Source organism: Comamonas terrae, assembly GCF_001544075.1.
Lineage (GTDB): Bacteria > Pseudomonadota > Gammaproteobacteria > Burkholderiales > Burkholderiaceae_C > Comamonas > Comamonas terrae.
The window spans coordinates 576,496-598,417 of record NZ_BCNT01000001.1 but is presented as its reverse complement, the minus strand read 5'-3'; the positions used below and the strand labels follow the sequence as shown (position 1 = coordinate 598,417).

General features: G+C 66.1%; 14 protein-coding genes and 1 tRNA gene. 11 read left to right on the top strand and 4 right to left on the bottom strand.

The window, feature by feature from the left end:
• Nucleotides 1-264 precede the first annotated feature (264 nt).
• The 4 genes from Cte04_RS02820 to adhP all read left to right on the top strand — a co-directional run bounded on the left by Cte04_RS02820 (nt 265) and on the right by adhP (nt 9,938).
• Complete coding sequence (locus tag Cte04_RS02820; protein ID WP_066471351.1) at nt 265-4,164, top strand: DUF748 domain-containing protein; 3,900 nt, start codon at nt 265-267, stop codon at nt 4,162-4,164.
• Between the two features lie 303 nt (nt 4,165-4,467).
• Nucleotides 4,468-7,101, top strand: a complete 2,634-nt coding sequence (locus Cte04_RS02815) for a DUF349 domain-containing protein (protein ID WP_066471349.1) — start codon at nt 4,468-4,470, stop codon at nt 7,099-7,101.
• A gap of 257 nt (nt 7,102-7,358) precedes the next feature.
• Entirely contained in the window at nt 7,359-8,768 is a 1,410-nt protein-coding gene (rimO, locus tag Cte04_RS02810; protein ID WP_066471344.1) for a 30S ribosomal protein S12 methylthiotransferase RimO, read from the top strand.
• Nucleotides 8,769-8,909: 141 nt separating this feature from the next.
• Nucleotides 8,910-9,938 carry an alcohol dehydrogenase AdhP gene (gene adhP / locus Cte04_RS02805; RefSeq protein WP_066471341.1) on the top strand — a complete coding sequence of 343 codons (1,029 nt, stop codon included), beginning with the start codon at nt 8,910-8,912 and terminating at the stop codon, nt 9,936-9,938.
• Nucleotides 9,939-9,991: 53 nt separating this feature from the next.
• On the opposite strand, the gene Cte04_RS02800 is transcribed toward adhP, so the two are convergent.
• The 4 genes from Cte04_RS02800 to Cte04_RS02785 form a co-directional block, all read right to left on the bottom strand.
• On the bottom strand, nt 9,992-11,413 hold the full coding sequence (locus Cte04_RS02800; RefSeq protein WP_066471338.1) for an MATE family efflux transporter: 1,422 nt from the start codon (nt 11,411-11,413) through the stop codon (nt 9,992-9,994).
• 371 nt (nt 11,414-11,784) lie between these two features.
• Nucleotides 11,785-12,339 (bottom strand): elongation factor P, encoded by a 555-nt coding sequence (efp, locus tag Cte04_RS02795; protein WP_066471336.1) that lies wholly within the window; start codon nt 12,337-12,339, stop codon nt 11,785-11,787.
• Between the two features lie 163 nt (nt 12,340-12,502).
• Complete coding sequence (earP, locus tag Cte04_RS02790) at nt 12,503-13,630, bottom strand: elongation factor P maturation arginine rhamnosyltransferase EarP (protein ID WP_066471327.1); 1,128 nt, start codon at nt 13,628-13,630, stop codon at nt 12,503-12,505.
• A gap of 3 nt (nt 13,631-13,633) precedes the next feature.
• On the bottom strand, nt 13,634-14,548 hold the full coding sequence (locus tag Cte04_RS02785) for a LysR family transcriptional regulator (protein ID WP_066471324.1): 915 nt from the start codon (nt 14,546-14,548) through the stop codon (nt 13,634-13,636).
• A 143-nt stretch (nt 14,549-14,691) separates the two neighbouring features.
• Here Cte04_RS02785 and Cte04_RS02780 point away from each other — a divergent pair, with 143 nt between their 5' ends.
• The 7 genes from Cte04_RS02780 (at nt 14,692) to Cte04_RS02750 (ending at nt 21,618) form a co-directional block, all read left to right on the top strand.
• On the top strand, nt 14,692-15,924 hold the full coding sequence (locus tag Cte04_RS02780; RefSeq protein ID WP_066471320.1) for a CaiB/BaiF CoA transferase family protein: 1,233 nt from the start codon (nt 14,692-14,694) through the stop codon (nt 15,922-15,924).
• The gene (locus Cte04_RS02775; RefSeq protein WP_066471317.1) at nt 15,921-16,910 is read left to right on the top strand and encodes a hydroxymethylglutaryl-CoA lyase; all 990 of its coding nucleotides are present in this window, start codon (nt 15,921-15,923) and stop codon (nt 16,908-16,910) included. The genes Cte04_RS02780 and Cte04_RS02775 overlap by 4 nt, the downstream gene beginning before the upstream one ends.
• A 120-nt stretch (nt 16,911-17,030) precedes the next feature.
• On the top strand, nt 17,031-18,020 hold the full coding sequence (locus Cte04_RS02770; RefSeq protein ID WP_066471315.1) for a Bug family tripartite tricarboxylate transporter substrate binding protein: 990 nt from the start codon (nt 17,031-17,033) through the stop codon (nt 18,018-18,020).
• Between the two features lie 188 nt (nt 18,021-18,208).
• The gene (gene uvrC / locus Cte04_RS02765; protein WP_066471313.1) at nt 18,209-20,161 is read left to right on the top strand and encodes an excinuclease ABC subunit UvrC; all 1,953 of its coding nucleotides are present in this window, start codon (nt 18,209-18,211) and stop codon (nt 20,159-20,161) included.
• A 110-nt stretch (nt 20,162-20,271) separates the two neighbouring features.
• The gene (pgsA, locus tag Cte04_RS02760; RefSeq protein WP_066471941.1) at nt 20,272-20,841 is read left to right on the top strand and encodes a CDP-diacylglycerol--glycerol-3-phosphate 3-phosphatidyltransferase; all 570 of its coding nucleotides are present in this window, start codon (nt 20,272-20,274) and stop codon (nt 20,839-20,841) included.
• A 412-nt stretch (nt 20,842-21,253) separates the two neighbouring features.
• On the top strand, nt 21,254-21,526 hold the full coding sequence (locus tag Cte04_RS02755; RefSeq protein ID WP_066471310.1) for an HU family DNA-binding protein: 273 nt from the start codon (nt 21,254-21,256) through the stop codon (nt 21,524-21,526).
• Nucleotides 21,527-21,542: 16 nt separating this feature from the next.
• A tRNA-Val gene (locus Cte04_RS02750) sits at nt 21,543-21,618 on the top strand.
• Nucleotides 21,619-21,922 lie beyond the last annotated feature (304 nt).

Here is a 21,922-nt window from a genome sequence, read left to right as displayed (position 1 = left end):
AGATTTTTTGCATTTGCACCGGGTGCCTTGGCCGTGCAGGTTGTCAATGGCAGGCACACTCCCAGGGAAAGCCGCTGCACGCTCTTATATATAGAGCGTTTTGCGCCGTATGCCGCGTCAGCGGCGCGGTACCGCGCCTGTCCTGCCTGAAGGTGCCTGCAAAGAGTACATTTGCGCCATGGCCGGACCTGCTTGCGTACCGGCCCGCCGCTGCCCCGAGGCCGGGCCTGCCTGCCCCGAGTTCTTTGCCATTTCCTATCTCTCATGCCATTGCTTGCATCTCGCCCCTGGTTGCGTCGCCTGATCTGGGCTGTTTCTGCCATCCTGCTGCTGGGGTTTCTGGCCTGGGCGCTGGTGCCCGTGATTGCCAAGAGCCAGCTGGAGAAGCAGGCATCGGCCAAGCTGGGGCGCCCTGTGCATGTGGGCAAGGTGCAGTTCGAGCCCTGGGCGCTGGCCATTACCCTCCATGACCTGAGCATAGACAAAGCCTCAAAAAGCATAGCTTCCGACGCAGGTGGGGAAAGCGCTGGAAGCCAAAATTTGGTAGAAAACGCCGCAGCCGAGCCGCAGCTGCAGATCAAGCGGATCTATGTCAACGCCAGCCTGCAGTCGCTGTTCAGGCTGGCGCCCGTGCTCGACGCCGTGGAGGTGGACGCGCCCGTGGTGCGCCTGACCCAGCATGCGCTGGGCCGGCTGGACATCGACGACGTGCTGGCCAAGCTGGCCGAGCCCAGCCCCGAGCCGTCCAAGCCCGTGCAGTTCGCGCTCTACAACATCGCCCTGCGCGACGGCCGGGTGGAGCTGAACGACGAGGTGGTGCAGCGCAAGCATGAGCTCAAGGATTTGCAGCTGAGCATTCCCTTCATCAGCAACCTGGCGTCCAAGCGCGAAATCAAGGTGCTGCCCCACCTGGCCTTCGACCTCAACGGCAGCCGGTTCCAGTCGCAGGCCGAGAGCACGCCGTTCACCGACAGGCGCCAGACTTCCGTACAGCTCAAATGGGAGGGCATCGATCTGACGCCGTACCTGGGCTATGTGCCTGCCTCCGTGCCCGTGCAACCGCGCTCGGGGGTGCTGGATACCGACCTGGATATCCGCTTCGAGCAACTGGCCGAACCCATGGTCCATGTCAGCGGCAAGCTGGCGCTGAGCAAGGTGGCCATCGATGACCGGCAGAATGCGCCGCTGCTGCGCTTCGATCAGCTGCAAGCCCAGCTCAAGAACGTGCAGCCGCTGCAGCAGCAGGTCGAACTGGAATCGGTGCGCTGGGACAAGCCGGAAATCTTCGCCAGCCGCAATGCCGAGGGCGTGATCAACTGGCTGAGCCTGCAGGGTACTTCCCATGATGGAGCTGCCCAGGCCAAGACCAAGGAGCCTGCGGCGCCAGCCGAAAAGACCGCCGAGGCCCAACCCGCAGCCGACAAGGGCCTGAAGCTGTCGCTGCACCAGTTCGACATGGACGGTGCAACCGTGCACTGGAACGATGCCGCCACCGGCACGGCGCCCGCAGTCCTGACGCTGGCTCCCCTGCATGTCGAGGCGCGCGACGTGCTGTGGCCCATGAGCCAGCCCATGCATCTGGCGCTCAAGGCCCGGCTGAACCAGGGCGCCCAGGCGCAGGAAGGAACTGGCGCAGTCTCCCTGGCCGTGCAGGGAACGGCGACCGTGCAAGAGGGCCGACTCAACCTGGAGCTGGGGCAACTGCCGCTGCAGTGGGTGGAGCCCTATGTCGCTGCGCACTTCAAGCCCCGGTTGACGGCCATGCTCGACACCCGGGCCGAACTGGCCTGGGGCAAGGACGGGATCGTGGCCCGGATCGCCGAACTGACGGCCGACAAGGTACAGCTGCAGGACAAGCAGGCGCCCGTCAGCATCGAGCAGTTGAAAGTGCAGGGTGCGCAGGTGGATCTGGCGTCGCAGCAGGTGCAGATCGAATCCATCGTCCTGCAAAAGCCGCAATTGGCCGCGACGCGCGATGCCCAGGGCCGCTGGATGTATGAGCGCTGGCTGCCTGCTGCATCTGCGGCTCCCCATGCATCCCGTGCGAAGGCGGCGCCAGCCAAGGGCAGTGGGCCGGCCAGGCCCTGGGCGGTCAAGCTGGCTGCGGTGGACGTCGATGGCGGCGTGATTCAGTACAGGGATGAAGCGCCCTCTGCGGAGACCGGTGCCAGAAACAATGTGCAACTGGAGTTGAGTGCCCTGCGTGTACGTCTGGGTGCGCTGGAGCCCCTGGCCGCCAAGGCGGCGCCCACGCCGCTGGAGCTGTCGGCCAAGGTGGGCTCGGGCCGGCGCGTGCAGGCCGGCAGCCTGAGCTTCCGGGGCCAGTTCGGCCTGGCGCCGGTTTCGGCCCAGGGCCAGCTGCAGGCGCGCGGCGTGCCGCTGCATGCGTTCGAGCCGTATTTCGGCAGCCAGCTCAACGTGGACCTGGTACGTGCCGACGGCAACTTCCGGGGCAAGGTGCAGTATGCGGCGCTGGCCAGAGGGCCCGAAGTCAACGTACAAGGCGATGTGGAGCTCAACGACCTGCGCATGCGCTCGCGGCTGGCAGCGCCCGTGCAGCCTGAAACCGGCGACAAGCCGCGCACGGCCAAGGGCGCACTGACAGCGGTGCTCAACGATTCCACGGCCGACCGCGCCAAGGCGCTGGCGCGCGAGACCGGCCTGGGTCTGGGCGACGACCTGCTTGCCTGGAAAACGCTGGCCGTGCGCGGACTGGAGCTGCAGCTCAAGCCCGCGCAGCCGCTGCGCGTGACCGTGCGCGAGACGGCACTGGGCGATTTCTTCGCGCGCGTCATCGTGCAGCGCAACGGCCGCATCAACCTGCAGGACATCGTCAAGACCGAGCGCTCCGAGCAGTCGGTGCAGCAGAACGCGCAGGCCGATGCCAAGGCCGCGGCCGGCGAAAAGCCGGAAGCGCCCGTTGCCGCCGCGGCGCCTGCCAAGCCCGAAGACTCCGGCCCGGCGCCCGTCATCAAGGTGGGCCCCATCGTGCTGACGGGCGGCAAGGTGCAGTTCTCCGACTATTTCATCCAGCCCAATTACTCGGCCGACCTCAGTGAGCTGTCGGGCCGCCTGAGCGCGTTCTCCTCGCAGGCCCCCGAAGGCCAGGACGGGCCCCAGATGGCCGACCTGGAAATCAAGGGCCGAGCCCAGGGCACGGCCTCGCTGGACATCACCGGCAAGATCAATCCGCTGGCCAGGCCGCTGGCCATGGACGTGCGGGCGCAGATGCGCGATCTGGAGCTGTCGCCGCTGTCGCCGTATTCGATCAAGTACGCAGGCCATGGCATCGAGCGTGGCAAGCTGCACATGGACGTGAACTACAAGATCCAGCCCGACGGCCAGCTCACGGCCTCCAACAAGCTGGTGCTCAACCAGCTGACCTTCGGCGAAGCCGTGCCCGGGGCACCGGCCTCGCTGCCGGTGCGCCTGGCCGTGGCCCTTCTGGCCGACCGCAATGGCGTGATCGACCTGGACGTGCCCATCAGCGGCTCGCTCAACGATCCGCAGTTCCGCCTGGCGCCCATCATCTTCAAGGTGATCGGCAACCTGATCATGAAGGCCGTGACGGCGCCGTTCGCGCTGCTGTCGGGTGCGTTCTCGGGCGGCGACGAGTCGGGTGCGGTGAACTTCGCCCCGGGCAGTGCCAAGCTGGACGCCAAGGCCAGGGAAGGCCTGGCCAAGATCGTCAAGGCGCTCAACGACCGCCCGGCGCTCAAGATGACCGTGGTGGGCGAGGCCCGCGATGCCGAGGACCGCCAGGCCTGGAAGTCCGTGGAGCTGGATCGCCTGCTGCTGGCGCAAAAGCGCCGCCAAGCCATCCGCGATGGCAAGAGCGGCGAGGATGTGGCCGAGATCACCGACGCCGAACGCCCCGCGCTGCTCAAGGCCGTCTACAGCCGTTCCGACATCAAGAAGCCGCGCAACATGATCGGCCTGGCCAAGGACCTGCCGCCCGAGCAGATGAAGGCCCTGCTGGTGGACAGCATCGCCGTGCCCGACGATGCCATGCGCGAACTCGCGCTGGCGCGCGGCGTGGCAGTGCGCGACTATCTGGCCAGCCAGCAGCTGCCGCTGGAGCGCCTGTTCCTCGGCGCGCCAAGGACGGACGGCCAGGACAAGGACTGGACGCCGCGCGCCCAGCTCAGCCTGTCCACCCAGTGATCGGGAAAGGCCCGCGCCTTTCTCCCTGCCCAAAGGTCAGGCAGCGGCAGCGGCCGACCCGACTTTGGTACGCTGTACCTTCCTGCCGGCCATGCCGCTAGGAACGGCACGCTTATTCCGGCGTTTTTTGGCCGAGCCGCAAATAACGGCGAAAATACGCCTTTGCCCGGACGCGGCCGCGTCCAGGCTTGCGCTTGCTCCATATGCCCCCATATAGGCTGGCAATGGTTGCCACGCTCCCGTCGGAGCGGACAGCAAGCATTCCTTTATCAGTACATGTCATCTATTCCTCCTCGCAGCACCATGTCCGATGCACCCGAAGTGAACCCAGCTCCCAGCAAGAATTCTGAGCAACATCCGCTGGATGCATTGACGGGTGGCGCTTTCTCCGCCGAAACCTCGGGCGACCGCGCCGCGCGCATCCGCGAATGGCTCGCGACCCAGCCTTCGGTGGAGCAGCTCCAGGACGTTCTCAAGGAACTGAGCGCGCGCGACAAGAGCGCGGCTCGTGCGGTGCGCGAGCGCCTGGACGAGATCCGCCGTACCGAAAACCAGGAAAAAATCTCCGTGGAATGGGCCGAGAAGGCCCAGGCCCTGCTGTCGGCCACGCCTTTCGATGCCGCCGCTGCAGCTGCCTGGCAGCGTGATGCGGCCAAGGCCGGTGCGGCGCTGTCGCGCGAGCCGCTGTCGCAGTTCAAGGCCCAACTGGCCGAGCGCGTGAAGGCGGTGGAAGACCTGCAGCACCGCACCCAGGTGCAGCGCGAAGTGGCCCTGCTGCTGGCGCAGCGTATCGAGGTACTGTCCACCAAGTCCTGGCGCGATGCCCAGGCCGCGCTGGAAGCGCTGCGCGCCGACGTGGGCCGCTGGCAGGAGCAGGCCGGTGAGCTGACCGGCGATGCCAGCTGGAGCAGCGTGGATGCCCGTTTCCCGCCCCAGCTGGAAGCCGCCTCGGCACAGCTGACCCTGGTCTGGGAAGCCTTCCAGTCCGCACTGGCCCAGACCGAAGCGGCGGCCGCCGACGAGAACGCGCCGTTGCCCACGGTGCCCGTATGGGCCGATGAGATCCGCGTGGCGCGCGGCCTGCCGCCCGAGGCTGCGCCTGCGGAAGCCGCCAAGCCCGCAGCTGCGGGCCGTGCCGCAGCCGGCGGCCGAGGCAAGCCTTCGCCCGAGCAGGTGGAAGCCGCCAAGGCCGCCATCGGACAGGCGCTGCAGGCTCTCAAGGAAGAAACCGCTGCCGGCAAGGCCGGCTCTGCCGCCGTGCAGGCCATGCGCGCCGCCATCAAGTCCCATGGCCGCTTTGTGGACGACGCGCTGGTGAGCGAAGTGCACGAAGCCCTGGTGGCTGCCGGCGAAGCCGAAGGCTGGCAGCGCCAGAATGCCGACAAGCTGCGCGAGGAGCTGGTGGCCAAGGCCGAAGGCCTGATCAACCGCCCTGAAGGCCAGGCCCTGGGCGGCCGCAAGATCCAGGAAACCCTGCGCAGCCTGCGCGAGCAGTGGAAGCAGGCCGACCAGGGTGCGGTGGCCAACCATGCGCTGTGGAAGAAGTTCGACGAGGCCTGCAACGCGGCCTACAAGGTTGTCGAGGCCTGGCATGAGAAGGTGCGCCAGGACAGCAGCCAGGCCAAGGCCCTGCGCCTGGCCCTGATCGAGGAAATCAAGGCCTGGGCGGCCGAGCATGCCGCCAGCGAAGACTGGAAGGGCATGGCCCGCGCGCTGCGGCAGTTTGCCGAGCGCTGGCGCGAGAGCGGCCACATCGGCGAAAAGCTGTTTGCCGAATTGCAGCCGCTGTTCAAGCAGGCCATGGCTGCAGCCGAAGCGCCGCTGCATGCCGCGCAAAAGGCCAGCCTGCAGCGCCGCCATGCCATGATCGAAGAAGCCACGGCCCTGGGCGCTGCGCCCAGCCTGCGCATCGATGCCGTCAAGGCCCTGCAGCAGCGCTGGCAGGCCGAGGCCCAGGCCGTGCCGCTGGACCGCAAGCACGAGCAAAAGTTGTGGGATGCCTTCCGCAAGCCGCTGGACGAAGCCTTCAACCGCAAGGGCAGCGAGCGCGGCCCGCGTGCCGCAGCCGAGCTGTCCGAACGCGATCGCCGCGTGCTGGAAGCTTCGAAGGCCGTCGAGGCGGCCAATGCCAGCGGCGATGCGCAGCAGATCCGCGCAGCCATGGCCGAGCTCGAATCCGTGCTCAAGAGCCAGGCCGTCGCAGACGCGCAGCAGAATCAGGCGCAAAGCCAGACGGAGCAAGCGTCCGACGCTTCGGAAACGCAAGCACCGGCCCAGCCTGCCCGTTCCGTCGTGGCCGTGCGTGGCGACGACCGCCCCGGCATGAAAAAGGATGCGGCAGCCGCTGTCTCCGGCCGTCCCGGTGCAGGCCGTCCCGGCGACCGCAGGGATGCCGGCCGTGGTCGCGATGCCCGCGGTGGCGAGCGTGGCCGCGATGCCGGCCGCGGCGGGCGTGACTTCGCCCGCGAGGAGCGCGGTCCGCGCCTGGCCGATCCGGCCTTCCGCGCCCAGCGCGAGGCCATGGAGCATGCCCAGGAAGCCTTGCGCAAGCTGGCGGCCCAGGCCCACGGCGAGGCGCTGAGCCAGCTGATGAGCGCCTGGGAAGCGCGCGATGCGTCGCAACTGCCTTCGGCCCAGCAACTGGGCGGCCGCGTGACGGCACCTGTGCGTTCTGCCTGGTCCCAGGCCATTGCATCCGCTCCCAAGGGTGATGCTTCGCAGGCGCTGCTGCGCCTGGAAATGGCCGCCGACGTGCCCACGCCGGCCGACCAGCTGGCCGCCCGCCGCGCGCTGCAACTGCAGATGCTCACGCGCCGCAACGATCCTTCGCCCCAGGAAACCTGGGGCCAGGATGCAGCGCAGGTACTGGCCAGCGCCCGCGACGAAGCCTCGGCCCGCCGCCTGCAGAATGCGCTCAAGCATCTGCTGAAGAAGTAACTGCCCAGGCACCGGGCGCCTCATTCCCTGCGAACGGCACTCCGGAACCGCCCTAGGGGAAATGCCGCTCACCGATGCCGGTGAGCGGCATTTTTCATGGCAAATCCTGCAGAGACAGGGCCGGGCGCATGGCCGTGCCGGAGCACGGTTGCAGGCCCACCGTTAAAATCGAGGGTTGGTTTTGGCTCGCCGGGCATGGATGGGCCGTACGCGCTGCTGTCCTGTCCGGCCGGGGCGCAAGGATTTAAAGCACATCAATGACTAGCGAACACAACACCCCCACACAGGCGGCGCCCAAGGTCGGCTTCGTATCCCTCGGATGTCCGAAGGCGTTGACCGACAGCGAGCTGATCCTCACGCAGCTCAGCGCCGAGGGCTATCAGACCTCCAAGACCTTCGAGGGGGCGGACCTGGTCATCGTCAATACCTGCGGCTTCATCGATGACGCGGTCAAGGAAAGCCTGGATACCATCGGCGAGGCGCTGGCCGCCAACGGCAAGGTGATCGTGACGGGCTGCCTGGGCGCCAAGTCGGGCAAGGAAGGCGGCAGCATGGTGGCCGAAGTGCACCCCAGCGTGCTGGCCGTGACCGGCCCGCATGCCACGCAGGAGGTGATGGATGCCGTCCACACCCACCTGCCCAAGCCGCACGATCCCTTCGTGGACCTGATCCCCGGTGGAATCCCGGGGGCCATCGGCGAAGCCGGCATCAAGCTCACGCCCAAGCACTATGCCTACCTGAAGATTTCCGAAGGCTGCAACCACCGCTGCACCTTCTGCATCATTCCCTCGATGCGCGGCGATCTGGTCTCGCGCCCGATCGGCGACGTGCTCAAGGAAGCCAAGGCACTGTTCGAAGGCGGCGTCAAGGAGCTGCTGGTCATCAGCCAGGACACCTCGGCCTACGGCGTGGACGTGAAGTACCGCACGGGCTTCTGGGACGGCAAGCCGGTCAAGACCCGCATGCTGGAGCTGACCGAGGAACTGGGCAAGCTGGCCGCACAGCACGGCGCCTGGGTGCGGCTTCACTATGTGTACCCCTATCCTACGGTGGACGCCATCCTGCCGCTGATGGCGCAGGGCCTGGTGCTGCCCTATCTGGACGTGCCGCTGCAGCACAGCCACCCTGATGTCCTCAAGCGCATGAAGCGCCCGGCCAGCGGCGAGAAGAACCTGGAGCGCATCCGCGAGTGGCGCAAGGTCTGCCCCGAGCTGGTGATCCGCTCCACCTTCATTGCCGGCTTCCCTGGCGAGACGGAGGAGGAGTTCGAGCATCTGCTGGATTTCATCCGCGAGGCCGGGATCGACCGTGCCGGCTGCTTTGCCTACAGCCCCGTGGAAGGCGCGACGGCCAACGAGCTGCCCGGCATGCTGCCCGAGGAAGTGCGCGAGGCGCGCCGCGCGCGCTTCATGGAGGTGGCCGAGGAGGTATCCATCCAGCGTCTGCAGCGCCGCGTGGGCCAGGTCATGAAGGTGCTGGTGGACAAGTCCATCGGCCTGGGCAAGAAGGGCGGCGTGGGCCGTACCTATGCCGATGCTCCGGAGATCGACGGCGTGGTCCATCTGCTGCCGCCCGAGAAGGCCAGCAAGACCTACAAGGTGGGCGAGCTGATCAATGTGAAGATTGTGGGCACGCAGGGCCACGATCTGGTGGGCCAGCCGGTCTGAGGCGCGCTGGCGGCCAAGCAAAAAAGGCAGGGCCCCCCTGCCTTTTTTGCTTTGCGGAGAGCCTTGATCTTCATCAGGGCGGAGCGGCCAGTTCGCTGAGATGCTGTCCATATCGTTTGTAGCAGTGAAAGGATGGCGCGAATGAACAGGACCATGAAGGCCGCTGTGGTGCGGGAGTTTGGCAAGCCCCTGATCATTGAAGAAGTCCAGGTGCCCCGGCCCGATCCCGGCCACGTGCTGGTGAAGATCGAAGCCTGCGGCGTCTGCCATACCGACTTGCATGCCGCGCATGGCGACTGGCCGGTCAAGCCCAATCCGCCCTTCATCCCGGGCCATGAAGGCGTGGGCTATGTGGCTGCCGTGGGTGCGGGTGTCACCCATGTCAAGGAAGGCGACCGCGTCGGCATTCCGTGGCTTTACACGGCCTGCGGCCATTGCGAGCATTGCCTGGGCGGCTGGGAGACGCTGTGCGAGCAGCAGAAGAACACCGGCTATTCCGTCAACGGCGGCTTTGCGCAGTATGCGCTGGCCGATGCCAATTTCGTGGGCCTGCTGCCCGGCAATGTGGACCTCATCGAGATCGCTCCGGTGCTATGCGCGGGCGTCACCGTCTACAAGGGGTTGAAGGTCACCGACACCAGGCCCGGCAACTGGGTGGTGATCTCGGGCATCGGTGGCCTGGGCCATATGGCCGTGCAGTATGCCAAGGCCATGGGCCTGAATGTGGCGGCCGTGGATGTGGACGATGCCAAGCTGGAGCTGGCCCGGCGCCTGGGGGCCCAGGTCACGGTCAACGCCCTGACCACGGACCCGGCAGCCTACCTCAAGAAGGAGATTGGCGGAGCCCACGGCGCCCTGGTGACGGCCGTGTCGCCCCAGGCCTTCGAGCAGGCGCTGGGCATGGTGCGGCGCGGCGGCACGGTGTCGCTCAACGGCCTGCCGCCCGGCAGCTTCCCGCTGCCCATTTTCAACATGGTGCTCAGCGGCGTGACCGTGCGCGGCTCCATCGTGGGCACGCGGCTGGATTTGCAGGAGTCGCTGGACTTCGCGGCCATGGGCAAGGTCAGGGCCACGGTGACCACCGACCGGCTGGAGAACATCAACGACATCTTCTCCCGCATGCACGCGGGCAGGATCGAAGGCCGCGTCGTGCTCGACCTGAACGCCTGAGCGTTCATGCAGGCAAAAGGCTTCCCTCGGGAAGCCTTTTGCTTTTTCCTGCATCAGACCATTCTTCGGATCGGCTTTTTCTTCCAGGCCAGCCGGTAGTAGGCGGTCTGCAGGCCCAGAGTGATGGTGTAGGACAGCGGAAAAGCCATCCAGATGCCCATGAGGCCGAAGCCGCGGCTGAGCCACCAGGCCAGCGGCAGCTCCAGCACGGCCAGCACCGCGATGGTGATGGCCGTCGGAATGACCACGTCGCCGCTGGCACGCATGACCGAGGACAGCGCAATGAAGCAGCCCAGCAGCAGCCCGCTCCACAGCACGATGTACAGCAGCTCGATCGCCAGCGCCAGCACCTGCTCGTCGGTGATGAACAGGCCCAGCAGCGGCCGGGCGAACAGGCTGCCGATCAGCGCCAGGGCCGTCCCCAGAGCAAGGTTCATGCGGATGGCCGTGGCGGTGATGGCTCCCAGTCGTTCGCTGTGGCCCGCGCCGATGGCCTGCGCACCGAGTATGGATGCCGTGATGGCCACCGAGATCACGGGAAACTGGGCGAACGAGTTGATCTGGTTGACCGCGCCGTAGGCCGCCGTGGCGCTGGAGCCGAAGCCGTTGACCAGGGAGACGACGACCAGGCCAGCCAGGGACGAGGCGATCATCTGCACTCCCGTGGGAATGCCCACGCGCAGAATGCTCTTGAGCAGTGCCCTGTCGATGCGCATCGCCTTCCACAGCGCGGCGTTGGGTGCCAGCGGGCTGGCAATGCGGCGCAGTCGCCAGCACAGCCAGGCCAGGGCCAGCGTGAAGCCGATGATCATGGACACGCCCGCGCTGGCCACGCCCAGGCGCGGCAGCCCGCCCCAGCCCGCGATCAGCGCCGGTGTGCAGATGAGGCCCGTGGCCGTGGAGATCAGCAGCGCCAGCATGGGAGAGACCGTGTCGCCCACGCCGCGCAGCAGCGAGGTGGCCAGCAGGAACACGAACAGCCCGGGCATGCCCAGCAGCACGATGCGCGAATACAGCGTGGCCTGCTCCATGATGTCGGGCGGCGTACCCAGCAGGCGCATCAGCGGCTCGGTGAACAGGCCGCCGAACAGGGCGACGACGGCGCCGAACAGCATGCCCACGCACATGGCCGTGCCGGCGATGGCGCGCAGCTTGTCCTGCAGGCGTGCACCGTAGGCCTGGCCGACCAATACCGAGGCGCCTGCGCCCAGGCCGATCACGAAGGCAATGAACAGGAACATCACAGGGAAGAAGGCCGCAACCGCAGCCAGTGCCTGTACGCCCAGCATCTGGCCGATGAAGACGCTGTTGATGGTGCCGGACAGCGACTGCAGGATGTTGGCCAGGACCATGGGCCCGAGGAACACCAGAAAGATGCGCCACAAGGGCTGGCTGCCGGAGGCGATGGGCGGGCCTGCGGGAGCGGGCAGAGCAGGCGCGGCGGCCTGCGGCAGGGCATTGTCGGACTTCGTCATGTGTTGTGTGTCTGGTATTGCGACGAGAAATTGGAGGCCTGCAGAACCTTCAGTTCTGCAAGGGTCTCGGCCAGCTGGCTGATCGGGTGCAGGTAGCTTCGCATGTCCTGGGGGAGGACCTCGATGTGTTGCGCAAGGGCCTCTCCTGTCAATGTGCTTGTCCTATCCGGCAGTGGCGGTGAAAGATCATGCCGCTGACCTGGGGGCCCACAGCGGCCTCCCAAGATGCAGCGGCATGGTGCCAAATATTATCCGTATAAAAATATGAAGTCAATTAAATCCGGGTAAATATTGTGCAATGCTGGCCCGGCAAAGAAAAAGCCCCTGGCAGACGGGCTGCCAGGGGCTTTGCAGGGGAGCGCAGGCGCAGCTTAGACGCGCTTGCGGTATTCGCCGGTGCGGGTGTCGATTTCGACCTTGTCGCCCTGGTCCACGAACAGGGGCACGGCCACTTCGAAGCCGGTGGCGATCTTGGCGGGCTTGAGCACCTTGCCCGATGTGTCGCCCTTGACGGCAGGTTCGGTCCAGGTGATTTCACGCACCACGGTGGTGGGCAGTTCGCAGGAGATGGCCTTGCCGTCGTAGAACACGACTTCGGCTTCCATGCCGTCTTCCAGGTAGCTGATGGCATCGCCCATGTTGGCGGCTTCCACTTCGTACTGGTTGTATTCGGAGTCCATCCAGACGTACATGGGGTCGGCGAAGTAGGAGTAGGTGCACTCCTTCTTGTCCAGGATCACGTTGTCGATCTTGTCGTCGGCCTTGAAGACCACTTCGGTGCCCATGTTGCCCAGCAGGGACTTGAGCTTCATGCGCACGGTAGCTGCGCCACGGCCGCCACGGGCGTATTCGGTCTTCAGGACGATCATGGGGTCCTTGCCCTGCATGATCACGTTGCCGGCGCGGATTTCTTGAGCGATTTTCATGGCTTGCTTATGAAAGGTTGGAGCCGCTCTACACGGCAGGCAAGCTGATCGCAAAAGTCAAAGTGCGGCGGCGGGGCCTGCCGCGTGGTCCGCGGCGGTGGAGCGACCCGGACAGCGAGTTTGCGGCTGCAAGCGGCGCGCACCGGGAGGCAAAACGTAGATTTTAGCTTTTTTCCGCAACAAAGGCTTGAAGCTGTGCAATCAAATCCGTTTGCATTGCCAGCCGCGTGCGTGCGGCCTGCACGCATTGCTGCCATTCCTGCAGCATCGCAGGGTTGAGCAAAGGCAATGCTTGCGGTGCGGTCATGCCGTTCCAGGCATGGTGGAAGGCGCGCAGGCTGGCTGGCGCCTGCAGCCAGTCGAGAAAGGCCTCGAGCTTGCCATGGTGCGCAGCGTCATGCTGCGGATAGATGTGCCAGACCAGGGGCTGGCCGGCCCACAGCGCGCGCACCAGCGAATCCTCGCCACGCACCAGATTCAAGTCGCAGCCCCAGAGCATCTCGTCGAACAGCGGCTGGGGGCTGGGCTGCAGATAGTGGAGGGCGGGCCGGTCCGCCGCAGGTGGCGGCAAGGCCTGGACGGCCGCCGTGGCGCGGCCCGGCGTCACCAGCAGGTGCGGCCGCAGCGTAGCGGCTGCCTGCAGCTGCTCCATGAACCGGGGCAGGGCTGCGGGTTCGTAGCAGAACAGCGAAATCGCGCAATCGCCTTCGGCCATGCCCAAACGCGAACGCCAGCCGGCCCTCCGGCCCGCGAAGGCCTGCTGGCGCGCGGCCAGGTCCTGCTCGCGCGCCAGCGCACCGGTGGCAGTGGTGAAGCCAGGGTAGAAGAACCAGCGCGTCATGCCGGCCGCGGGCCCGGACATCAACGGCGAAGGCAGGCGGTGGCAGCGCTCCACATAGTCTTCGGCCGACAGGTATTCCAGATTGATCCATACCGGCGGCGCTCCCGTGGCGGCCCTGTCGGCAATGCGCCGCACAAAGGGCGCGGGTATCTCGCAACCAAAGGCTTCGATGACGACATCGCCGGCGGACTCGGGCACGTTTGCGGCTTGTGCGGGCCATGGGCGCACGGCCAGCCCCGCCGGATGCGGCTGCGGCGCCATCCATTGCAGGGCGCTGGCATCGTCCATCCACAGCCGCACCTGCTGGCCGCGCGCGGCCAGTTCGGCGGCGATGCGCCAGCACGCGCCTACATCGCCGAAGTTGTCGATGACCTGGCAAAAAATATCCCAGGTGCGCGGCGCATGGGCCAGGGGCGCGGCCTCGGAGGAAAGGGGATGAAAATCCAGCATGTTCTATTCAATCTCTGTGGGGCCGGGCTCGCATAGATGTTCGACCAGCAACTGGGCCACGGGCGAGAGCGCATCCTGCGAGCGCACGCACAGCATGAGCTGGCGCTCGGCCCAGGGCTCGGCCAGCCGTATGCAGCGCAGCGGCAGCGTACCCATGTAGATACGCGCGCTGCCTTCGGGCAGTATGCCTATGCCCAGGCCTGCGGCCACCATCAGGCACAGCGCGTCATAGCCTGTCACCTTCATGCGCAGGCGCGGCTGCAGGCCCTGATCGGCGGCCGCGCGCGTGATCAGGTGGTTGAGCGCGCTGTCGGCATGCATGCCGATCAGGTCGTGCGCCACCACCTGGGCCAGCGCCAGGCTGCGGTGGCGCGCCAGCGCATGGCCGCGCGGCACGACCACGGCCAGGCGGTCGCTGCGGTAGGGCCGCAGGCTGATCTTGTTGCCGTAGCTGCCGTTGTTGAGCAGGCCGATATCGGCCTCGTTGTCGGCCACGGCGCGTGCGATGTCGTTGCTCACGCGCTCCTGCAGGCGCACGTCCACATGCGGATGCTGGCTCAGAAAGCTCTGCAGCTGCGCGGGCAGGAACTGGGTGATGCTGGAAATGTTGGCCATCACGCGCACATGGCCGCGCAGGCCCCGGCCGCCGTCGTGCGCATAGTCCTTCATCTGCGTGGCGATGCCGTCGAGCTCGTTGAGCACGCCGCGCGCCATGTGCAGCAGCGCATAGGCCGCCGCCGTGGGCGTGCTGCCGCGGTTGCTGCGGGTGAACAGTTCCACCTGCAGCCGGTCCTCGAGCTCCGCCAGGCGCCGGCTGGCGGCCGAAGGGGCAATGTGCTCGCGCGCGGCAGCCCGTGCAATGGCGTTTTCTTCCATCACGGCCACGAACAGGCGCAAGGTGATCGGATCCAGTTTCATAGGGAGGGACTTTATCCCGCCGGGCCATGCCCGAATGCGATGGCAGCTTCGCATTTGAGCGTTTTGCAATGTGCCGCTCCCGAGGCAAGATGGCCCGAAAGCCGTGTTTCGCCTGGAGACATGGCGCCAAGAGAGACAACTGGATGAACGCAAGCAACATCAGGAATCCCGCCACGCCCGTGGATACGCCCAGCGCGCTGCAAGGCGTGAAGGTGGTGGAAATGGGGCAGTTGATCGCCGGCCCGTTCTGCGGCAAGACGCTGGGCGAATTCGGCGCCGACGTGATCAAGATCGAGGCCCCCGGCGCGGGCGACCCGCTGCGCAACTGGCGGCTGATCAAGGAGGGGACCTCCGTCTGGTGGCAGGTACAGTCGCGCAACAAGCGCTCGGTGGCACTGGACCTGCGCCAGAAGGAAGCCCAGGACGTGGCCCGCCGCCTCATCGCCGAGGCCGATGTGCTGGTCGAGAACTTCCGCCCCGGCACGCTGGAAGGCTGGGGCATGTCGCCCGAGGCGCTGCATGCCATCAATCCCGGCCTGGTGATCCTGCGCATCTCGGGCTACGGCCAGACAGGCCCCTACCGCGATCTGCCGGGCTTCGGCGTGATCGGCGAGGCCATGGGCGGCCTGCGCCATCTGACGGCCGAACCCGGCCGCGTGCCGGTGCGCGTGGGTGTGTCGATCGGCGACACGCTGGCCGCGCTGCATGGCGTGATCGGCGTGATGATGGCGCTGTACCACCGCAAGGTGAACGGCGGTCCGGGCCAGGTCATCGACGTGGCCCTGCACGAGGCCGTGTTCAACGTGATGGAAAGCCTGATTCCCGAATACAGCGCCTTCGGCGCCGTGCGCGAGGCCGCAGGCAGCGCGCTGCCGGGCATCGCCCCGTCCAATGCCTATCCCTGCCAGGATGGCTGGGTGCTGGTGGCAGGCAACGGCGACTCCATCTTCAAGCGCCTGATGGCGGCCATAGGCCGCCAGGATCTGGCCGATGCGCCCGACCTGACCCATAACGCGGGCCGTGTGGCACGCGTGGCCGAGATCGATGCGGCCATCGGCGACTGGACGCATGGCCGCACCGTGCATGCCGTGATGCAGGAGCTGGCCAAGGCCCGCGTGCCCGCCGGCAAGGTCTATACGGCGCGCGACATTGCCGAGGACCCGCACTACCGCGCCCGCGACATGATCCTGACCCAGCGCACGCGCGACGGCTACGACCTCGAGGTGCCCGGCATCGTGCCCAAGCTCTCGCTCACGCCGGGCACGGTGCGCGCCAGCGCCCCCCATGTGGGCGACGACACCGACGCGGTGCTGGCCGAGGTGGGCCTGACGGCCGCGCAGATCGCGCAGCTGCGTGAAAAGGGCATCATCCAATGAGCACAGCATTCCACACTTCCGCCTGGCAGGGCGCGGGCCGGCGCATCTTCATGAACGAGGTCGGCACGCGCGACGGCCTGCAGATGGAGCAGGCCTTCGTGCCCACCGGGGACAAGATCGCGCTGGTCAATGCGCTGTCTCAAGCCGGCCTGTCCAAGATCGAGGTCACGGCCTTCGTCTCGCCCACGGCCATTCCCGCGCTGCGCGACGGCGAGATCGTGATGCGCGAGATAGAGCGCCGGCCCGGCACCGTCTACACGGCGCTGGTGCCCAACGTGCGCGGTGCCGAGCGCGCCATCGAGGCCCGCACGGACGAACTCAACCTGGTCATGTCGGTCAGCGAGACGCACAACCTCTGCAATCTGCGCATGCAGCGCAGGCAATCGTTCGCCTCGCTGCGGCAGGTCATCGCCACGGCGCAGCAGGCCGGCGTGCCGGTCAATGTCTCGCTGTCGTGCTGCTTCGGCTGCCCCATGGAGGGCGAGGTGCCGCAGGCCGAAGTGCTGGACTGGGTACAGCGCTTTGCCGATCTGGGCGTGCAGGGCATCACGCTGTGCGACACCACGGGCATGGCCTATCCGAGCCAGGTGCATGAACTGGTCCGGGCCTTCAAGGCGCGCTGGCCCGCGCTGGGCCTGACGCTGCATTTCCACAACACGCGCGGCATGGCGCTGGCCAATGTTCTGGCGTCCATCGATGCGGGCGCGGACCGCTTCGATGCCTCGATCGGCGGCCTGGGCGGCTGCCCGTATGCGCCAGGTGCCTCGGGCAACGCCTGCACCGAGGAGATCGTGCACGCGCTGCAGCTCATGGGCTACGACACGGGCGTGGAGCTGGCGCAGATCGTGGCCGCGGCGCGCGCGCTGCCCGAACTGATCGGGCATGAGACGCCCAGCCAGATCGCCAAGGCCGGCACGCGCTGGGACCTGCACCAGCCGCCTGCCGATTTCGCGGACATCAGGGAACGTGCCCTGGCCAGGGCCTGAACGGCCGCGCCGGCAAGCTGTCGGCGCATGTCGGCGTGCGGAGTCTCGGGGGAGGCGCCGCACAGGGCTTTCGCCTGCACCACAAAAAAATCACATCGGCATCAACAAGGAGACATTTCCATGCGCATTCAACGTCGACGCATTCACCTGGCAGCAGCAGCTGCTGCGGCCCTGGCCCTGGGCCTGCCGGCCGGCCAAGCCCTGGCCCAGGGTGGCTATCCCAGCAAGACCGTGCTGATGATCGTGCCGGCCGCAGCGGGCGGCACCACCGACCTGGCCGGCCGCATGGCGGCGCAGGCCCTGGCCCCGGTGCTGGGCCAGTCCGTGGTGGTGGACAACAAGGGCGGCGGCAACGGCGCCATTGCCGCCAACCTGGTCAAGCGGGCCGAGCCCGACGGCTACACCCTGCTCATGCAGTACTCGGGCTACCACGTGATCTCGCCCCATCTGGTCAAGGCCAGGAGCTGGGAGCAGAGCGACTTCGCGCCCGTGGCCAATGTGCTGTCGGCCCCGCAGATCATCGTGGCGCGCGCCGAGCTGCCGGTGAAGACGCTGGCCGAACTGGTCAGCTACGCCAAGGCCCATCCGGGCAAGCTCAACTACGCCTCCTCGGGCAACGGCTCGCTGCAGCATGTGACGGGCGCCATGCTGGAGCAGCAGGCCGGCGTGAAGATGGTGCACGTTCCCTACAAGGGCACGGGTCCCGCGCTGCAGGACCTGCTGGGGGGCCAGGTGGACCTGACCTTCGGCACCGCGCCGCCCTTCATGCCCCATGTGCAAAGCGGCAAGCTGCGCGTGCTGGCCGTGACGGGCAAGCAGCGCCTGCCCAGCCTGCCCAATGTACCGACGACGGCCGAAGCCGGCTATCCCGGCGTGAATGCCACCTCGTGGTTTGCCGTGTTCGCGCCCAAGGCCACGCCCCAGCCCGTGATCGACAAGCTGACGGCCGATCTCAAGAAGGTGGTGGAAGACCCGGCCTTCAGAAAGAAAGCCGAGGAGCAGGGTGCCACGGCCGACTACATGAACCCGCAACAGCTGGGCGCCATGGTCAAGACCGAATACGCGAACTGGGCCCAGGTGGTGAAATCCTCCAGGATCGAGGCCGAGTAAGCCGGCTGCCGGCATGGCAAAAGGCCCGGGTCATCCGGGCTTTTTTGCATGGAAATGGCTGAATCGCTTGTCTATGAAGCGTCGGTAGCTATTCTTGTTGAAGCGATGTACGGCGGAGTGCGGGCCGGCTTCCTTTCGCGGGCGGACTGCGGTGCCAGGGGTACCCGCATGCGCGGACAATAGCGACCATGTCTTCCCCGCATTCCGATGAACTGCTGGCCCAGGTGGCGGCACTGCCGCCGCTGCCGGGCGTTTACCGCTACTTCGACGCCGCAGGCACCTTGCTCTACGTGGGCAAGGCTATCAACCTCAAGCGCCGCGTCTCCAGCTATTTCCAGAAAGACCATGGCGGCACGCGCATAGGCCACATGGTCGGCAAGATCGCGCGCATGGAAACCACGGTGGTGCGCTCCGAGGCCGAGGCACTGCTGCTGGAAAACAACCTCATCAAGACCCAGCACCCCAAGTACAACATCCTGTTCCGGGATGACAAGAGCTACCCCTATCTGAAGATCACCGGGGTGGCGCAGCGCGACGGCAAGGACGGAGAGCCTGCCTTCCAGACCTTCCCGCGCATGGCCTATTACCGCGGTGCCGTCGACAAGAAGCACCGCTACTTCGGCCCGTATCCCAGCGCCTGGGCCGTGAAGGAAAGCATGCAGTTGCTGCAGAAGGTGTTTCGCCTGCGCACCTGCGAGGACACGGTGTTTGCCAACCGCAGCCGTCCCTGCCTGCTCTACCAGATCAAGCGCTGCACAGGGCCTTGCGTGGATTTGATTTCGCCCGAGGCCTATGCGCTCGACGTGCGCAATGCCGAGGCCATGCTGCGCGGCGAAACCCAGGAGCTGATGCGGCAACTGGAGACACGCATGATGGAGCATGCGGAAAAGCTCGAATACGAGAAGGCGGCCGAGGTGCGCAACCAGATCACCGCGCTGTCGCGCGTGCTGCACCAGCAGTCCATCGAGACTGCCGACGACAAGGACGTGGACATCCTCGCCGTCAAGGTGCAGGGCGGGCGCGCCTGCGTGAATCTGGCCATGGTGCGCGGCGGCCGGCATCTGGGCGACCGGCCGTATTTCCCGGCCAACCTGGGCGATGCAGCCTCGGTGTATACGAGCGAGCAGGAACTCGATGCGGCCGCTGCCGCACGTCCGGTGGAAGAATTGGTGCTCGATGCCTTCATCGCGCAGCACTATGTGGGCGTGGCCGTGCCGCCCACGCTGATCGTCAGCCACCCGGTGGACCGAAAGCTGGTGGAGCTGCTGACCGAGCAGAGCGGCGTGCGCATCACGGTGGTGCAGCAGCCGCGCGAGCAGCGCCGCATCTGGCTGGAGATGGCGCAAAAGAATGCCGACATCCAGCTCGCGCGGCTGTTGGCCGAGGAAGGATCGCAGCAGGCGCGCACGCGGGCCCTGGCAGAGGCGCTGGACCTGCCCGTGGACAACCTCGACGAGCTGAGCATCGAATGCTTCGACATCTCGCACACCAGCGGCGAGAACACGCAGGCTTCCTGCGTGGTGTTCCATCACCACCGGATGCAGAGCAGCGAATACCGCCGCTTCAACATCGAAGGCATCACGGGAGGCGACGACTACGCGGCCATGCGTCAGGTTCTCACGCGCCGCTACCGGCCCGTGGCCGAAGCCCAGCGCGAGGCGGGCGGGGCGGAGCTGACCGGCAAGCAGCCGCGACTGCCCGACCTGGTGCTGGTGGACGGAGGCAAGGGCCAAGTCAGCATGGCACGCGAAGTGTTCACCGAGCTGGGGCTGGACCTGTCGCGCATCGTCGGCGTGGAAAAGGGCGAGGGCCGCAAGGTCGGCCTCGAAGAGCTGGTCTTTGCCGATGGGCGCGACAAGGTCTACCTGGGCCACGACTCCGCAGCGCTCATGCTGGTGGCCCAGATCCGCGACGAGGCCCACCGCTTCGCGATCACCGGCATGCGCGCGGCGCGGGCCAAGGTGCGCGTGGGCGGCGGGCAGCTGGAGGAAATCCCCGGCGTCGGGCCCAAGAAGCGTGCGCGGCTGCTGCAGCGCTTTGGCGGCGTGCGTGGCGTGGCAGAGGCCAGCGTGGAGGACCTGATGACGGTGGACGGCATCTCCGCAAGTCTCGCCGAAGACATCTACCGTGCGCTGCATTGAGGCATGCCGCTGCGGTAGGGCACGCAGCACCCGTGCGATGTGTTGCTTTGTGCGCTTCACGTCGGTCTTGACGCATGCCCGGAGCCTGCGCCCGTGACACAATGGCGCCCATGTTTCTGACCATCCCCACCTTGATGACCTGTACGCGGATCGTGGCGATTCCGCTCATCGTCGGGGTGTTCTATACGCCGCTGGAGCCTGCGACACGCAATCTGATTGCCACGCTGATGTTCATCGTCTTCGCCGCCACGGACTGGCTCGACGGCTACCTGGCACGCAGGCTCAACCAGACCTCGGCGTTCGGCGCGTTTCTTGATCCGGTGGCCGACAAGTTCCTGGTCTGCGCTTCGCTGCTGGTGCTGGTGCACCTGCAGCGCACGGACGTGTTCGTGGCCCTGATCATCATCGGGCGCGAGATTGCCATCTCCGCGCTGCGCGAATGGATGGCGCACATCGGTGCCAGCAAGAGCGTGGCCGTGCATATGCTGGGCAAGCTCAAGACCACGGCGCAGATGGTAGCCATTCCCTTCCTGCTCTACGACGGCGTGTTGTTTCGCGGCTTCGATACCGGCGTCTGGGGACAGGGGCTGATCTGGATCGCGGCCGTGCTCACGGTCTGGTCCATGGTCTATTACCTGCAGAAAGCTTTGCCCGAGATCCGCGCCCGCATCTCGCACTGAGCTGCGTCGAAATCCCTTGAAGCGCTTTTTCATCAAGCGCTTTTTGCTATGTTTTTGTGAGTATTTGCCGCTTTTGCGGCAGTGCGTGGACGGCGCGCCGGCGAGTGCGGGAAAAGCCGGATGCTTTGTGAACCCTTGTCAATCCGTGAAGCCGACACGCCGCACCCAGCAAAAAAGCCACTTGCGAAGCCGAAAAAGCCCGCAAAACCGCATAGAATCAAATCTTGTCGCTGTGATGCGCAGCGCGAATTGACATGTGGAAAGTCCATGGCTTCAAGCCGAATGCAGATGTCGCAAGGCAGTGCAGATGAGCAGCAAGCCAGATTCCGTATCTGTCCGCACCGGTCATCTGGTTGCGCCAAATTTGCGGCCACAGAGGCATTCCATTCACTTATTTCTCGAGAGGCATCTTGTGAATAAAACCGAACTGATTGAGCACATCGCTACCAACGCCGACATTTCCAAGGCCGCTGCTGCGCGTGCACTGGATTCCACCATCGACGCAGTGAAAAAGACGCTGAAAAAAGGTGGTACAGTATCGCTCGTTGGTTTTGGCACATTCGCCGTCGGCAAGCGTGCTGCCCGCACCGGCCGCAATCCTCGCACCGGCGACACCATCAAGATCAAGGCCGCCAAGGTTCCAAAGTTCCGTCCGGGCAAGGCATTGAAGGATGCCCTGAACTGACAACCGGTTTTCGGTGGGGTGCTTAGCTCAGTTGGTAGAGCGGCGCCCTTACAAGGCGTAGGTCAGCGGTTCGACCCCGTTAGCACCCACCACCAAAACATTGAAAAGCACCTGGAGTTTCCAGGTGCTTTTTCGTTTCTGCATTGTTGCCAGGCACTGTCCCGCGACATGGAGCAAATCCGGTTTTATGACGGCCATGCAACAGCGGGCAGCGGCAACCGTAGGGCGCGCAGGTAGAATGCTCCAGATTAGCCTAACCCGTTGGTGGAGGTTGGATGGCACATGCTGTGGCGCTTTGATGCTCTGTAGAGACCCGGTCTGTGGCGTATCTCGGGCGTGCCTGATGGCTTCACCACTGAACAATACCGAAGGCGAACGCAAGTTCGCCTTTGTTTT

Bases quoted from the DNA above. Each gene is read 5' to 3' on its own strand.
- Cte04_RS02820 (WP_066471351.1), top strand. From the start codon at position 265: ATGCCATTGCTTGCATCTCGCCCCTGGTTGCGTCGCCTGATCTGGGCT.
- Cte04_RS02815 (WP_066471349.1), top strand. From the start codon at position 4,468: ATGTCCGATGCACCCGAAGTGAACCCAGCTCCCAGCAAGAATTCTGAG.
- rimO (WP_066471344.1), top strand. From the start codon at position 7,359: ATGACTAGCGAACACAACACCCCCACACAGGCGGCGCCCAAGGTCGGC.
- adhP (WP_066471341.1), top strand. From the start codon at position 8,910: ATGAACAGGACCATGAAGGCCGCTGTGGTGCGGGAGTTTGGCAAGCCC.
- Cte04_RS02800 (WP_066471338.1), bottom strand. From the start codon at position 11,413: ATGACGAAGTCCGACAATGCCCTGCCGCAGGCCGCCGCGCCTGCTCTG.
- efp (WP_066471336.1), bottom strand. From the start codon at position 12,339: ATGAAAATCGCTCAAGAAATCCGCGCCGGCAACGTGATCATGCAGGGC.
- earP (WP_066471327.1), bottom strand. From the start codon at position 13,630: ATGCTGGATTTTCATCCCCTTTCCTCCGAGGCCGCGCCCCTGGCCCAT.
- Cte04_RS02785 (WP_066471324.1), bottom strand. From the start codon at position 14,548: ATGAAACTGGATCCGATCACCTTGCGCCTGTTCGTGGCCGTGATGGAA.
- Cte04_RS02780 (WP_066471320.1), top strand. From the start codon at position 14,692: ATGAACGCAAGCAACATCAGGAATCCCGCCACGCCCGTGGATACGCCC.
- Cte04_RS02775 (WP_066471317.1), top strand. From the start codon at position 15,921: ATGAGCACAGCATTCCACACTTCCGCCTGGCAGGGCGCGGGCCGGCGC.
- Cte04_RS02770 (WP_066471315.1), top strand. From the start codon at position 17,031: ATGCGCATTCAACGTCGACGCATTCACCTGGCAGCAGCAGCTGCTGCG.
- uvrC (WP_066471313.1), top strand. From the start codon at position 18,209: ATGTCTTCCCCGCATTCCGATGAACTGCTGGCCCAGGTGGCGGCACTG.
- pgsA (WP_066471941.1), top strand. From the start codon at position 20,272: ATGTTTCTGACCATCCCCACCTTGATGACCTGTACGCGGATCGTGGCG.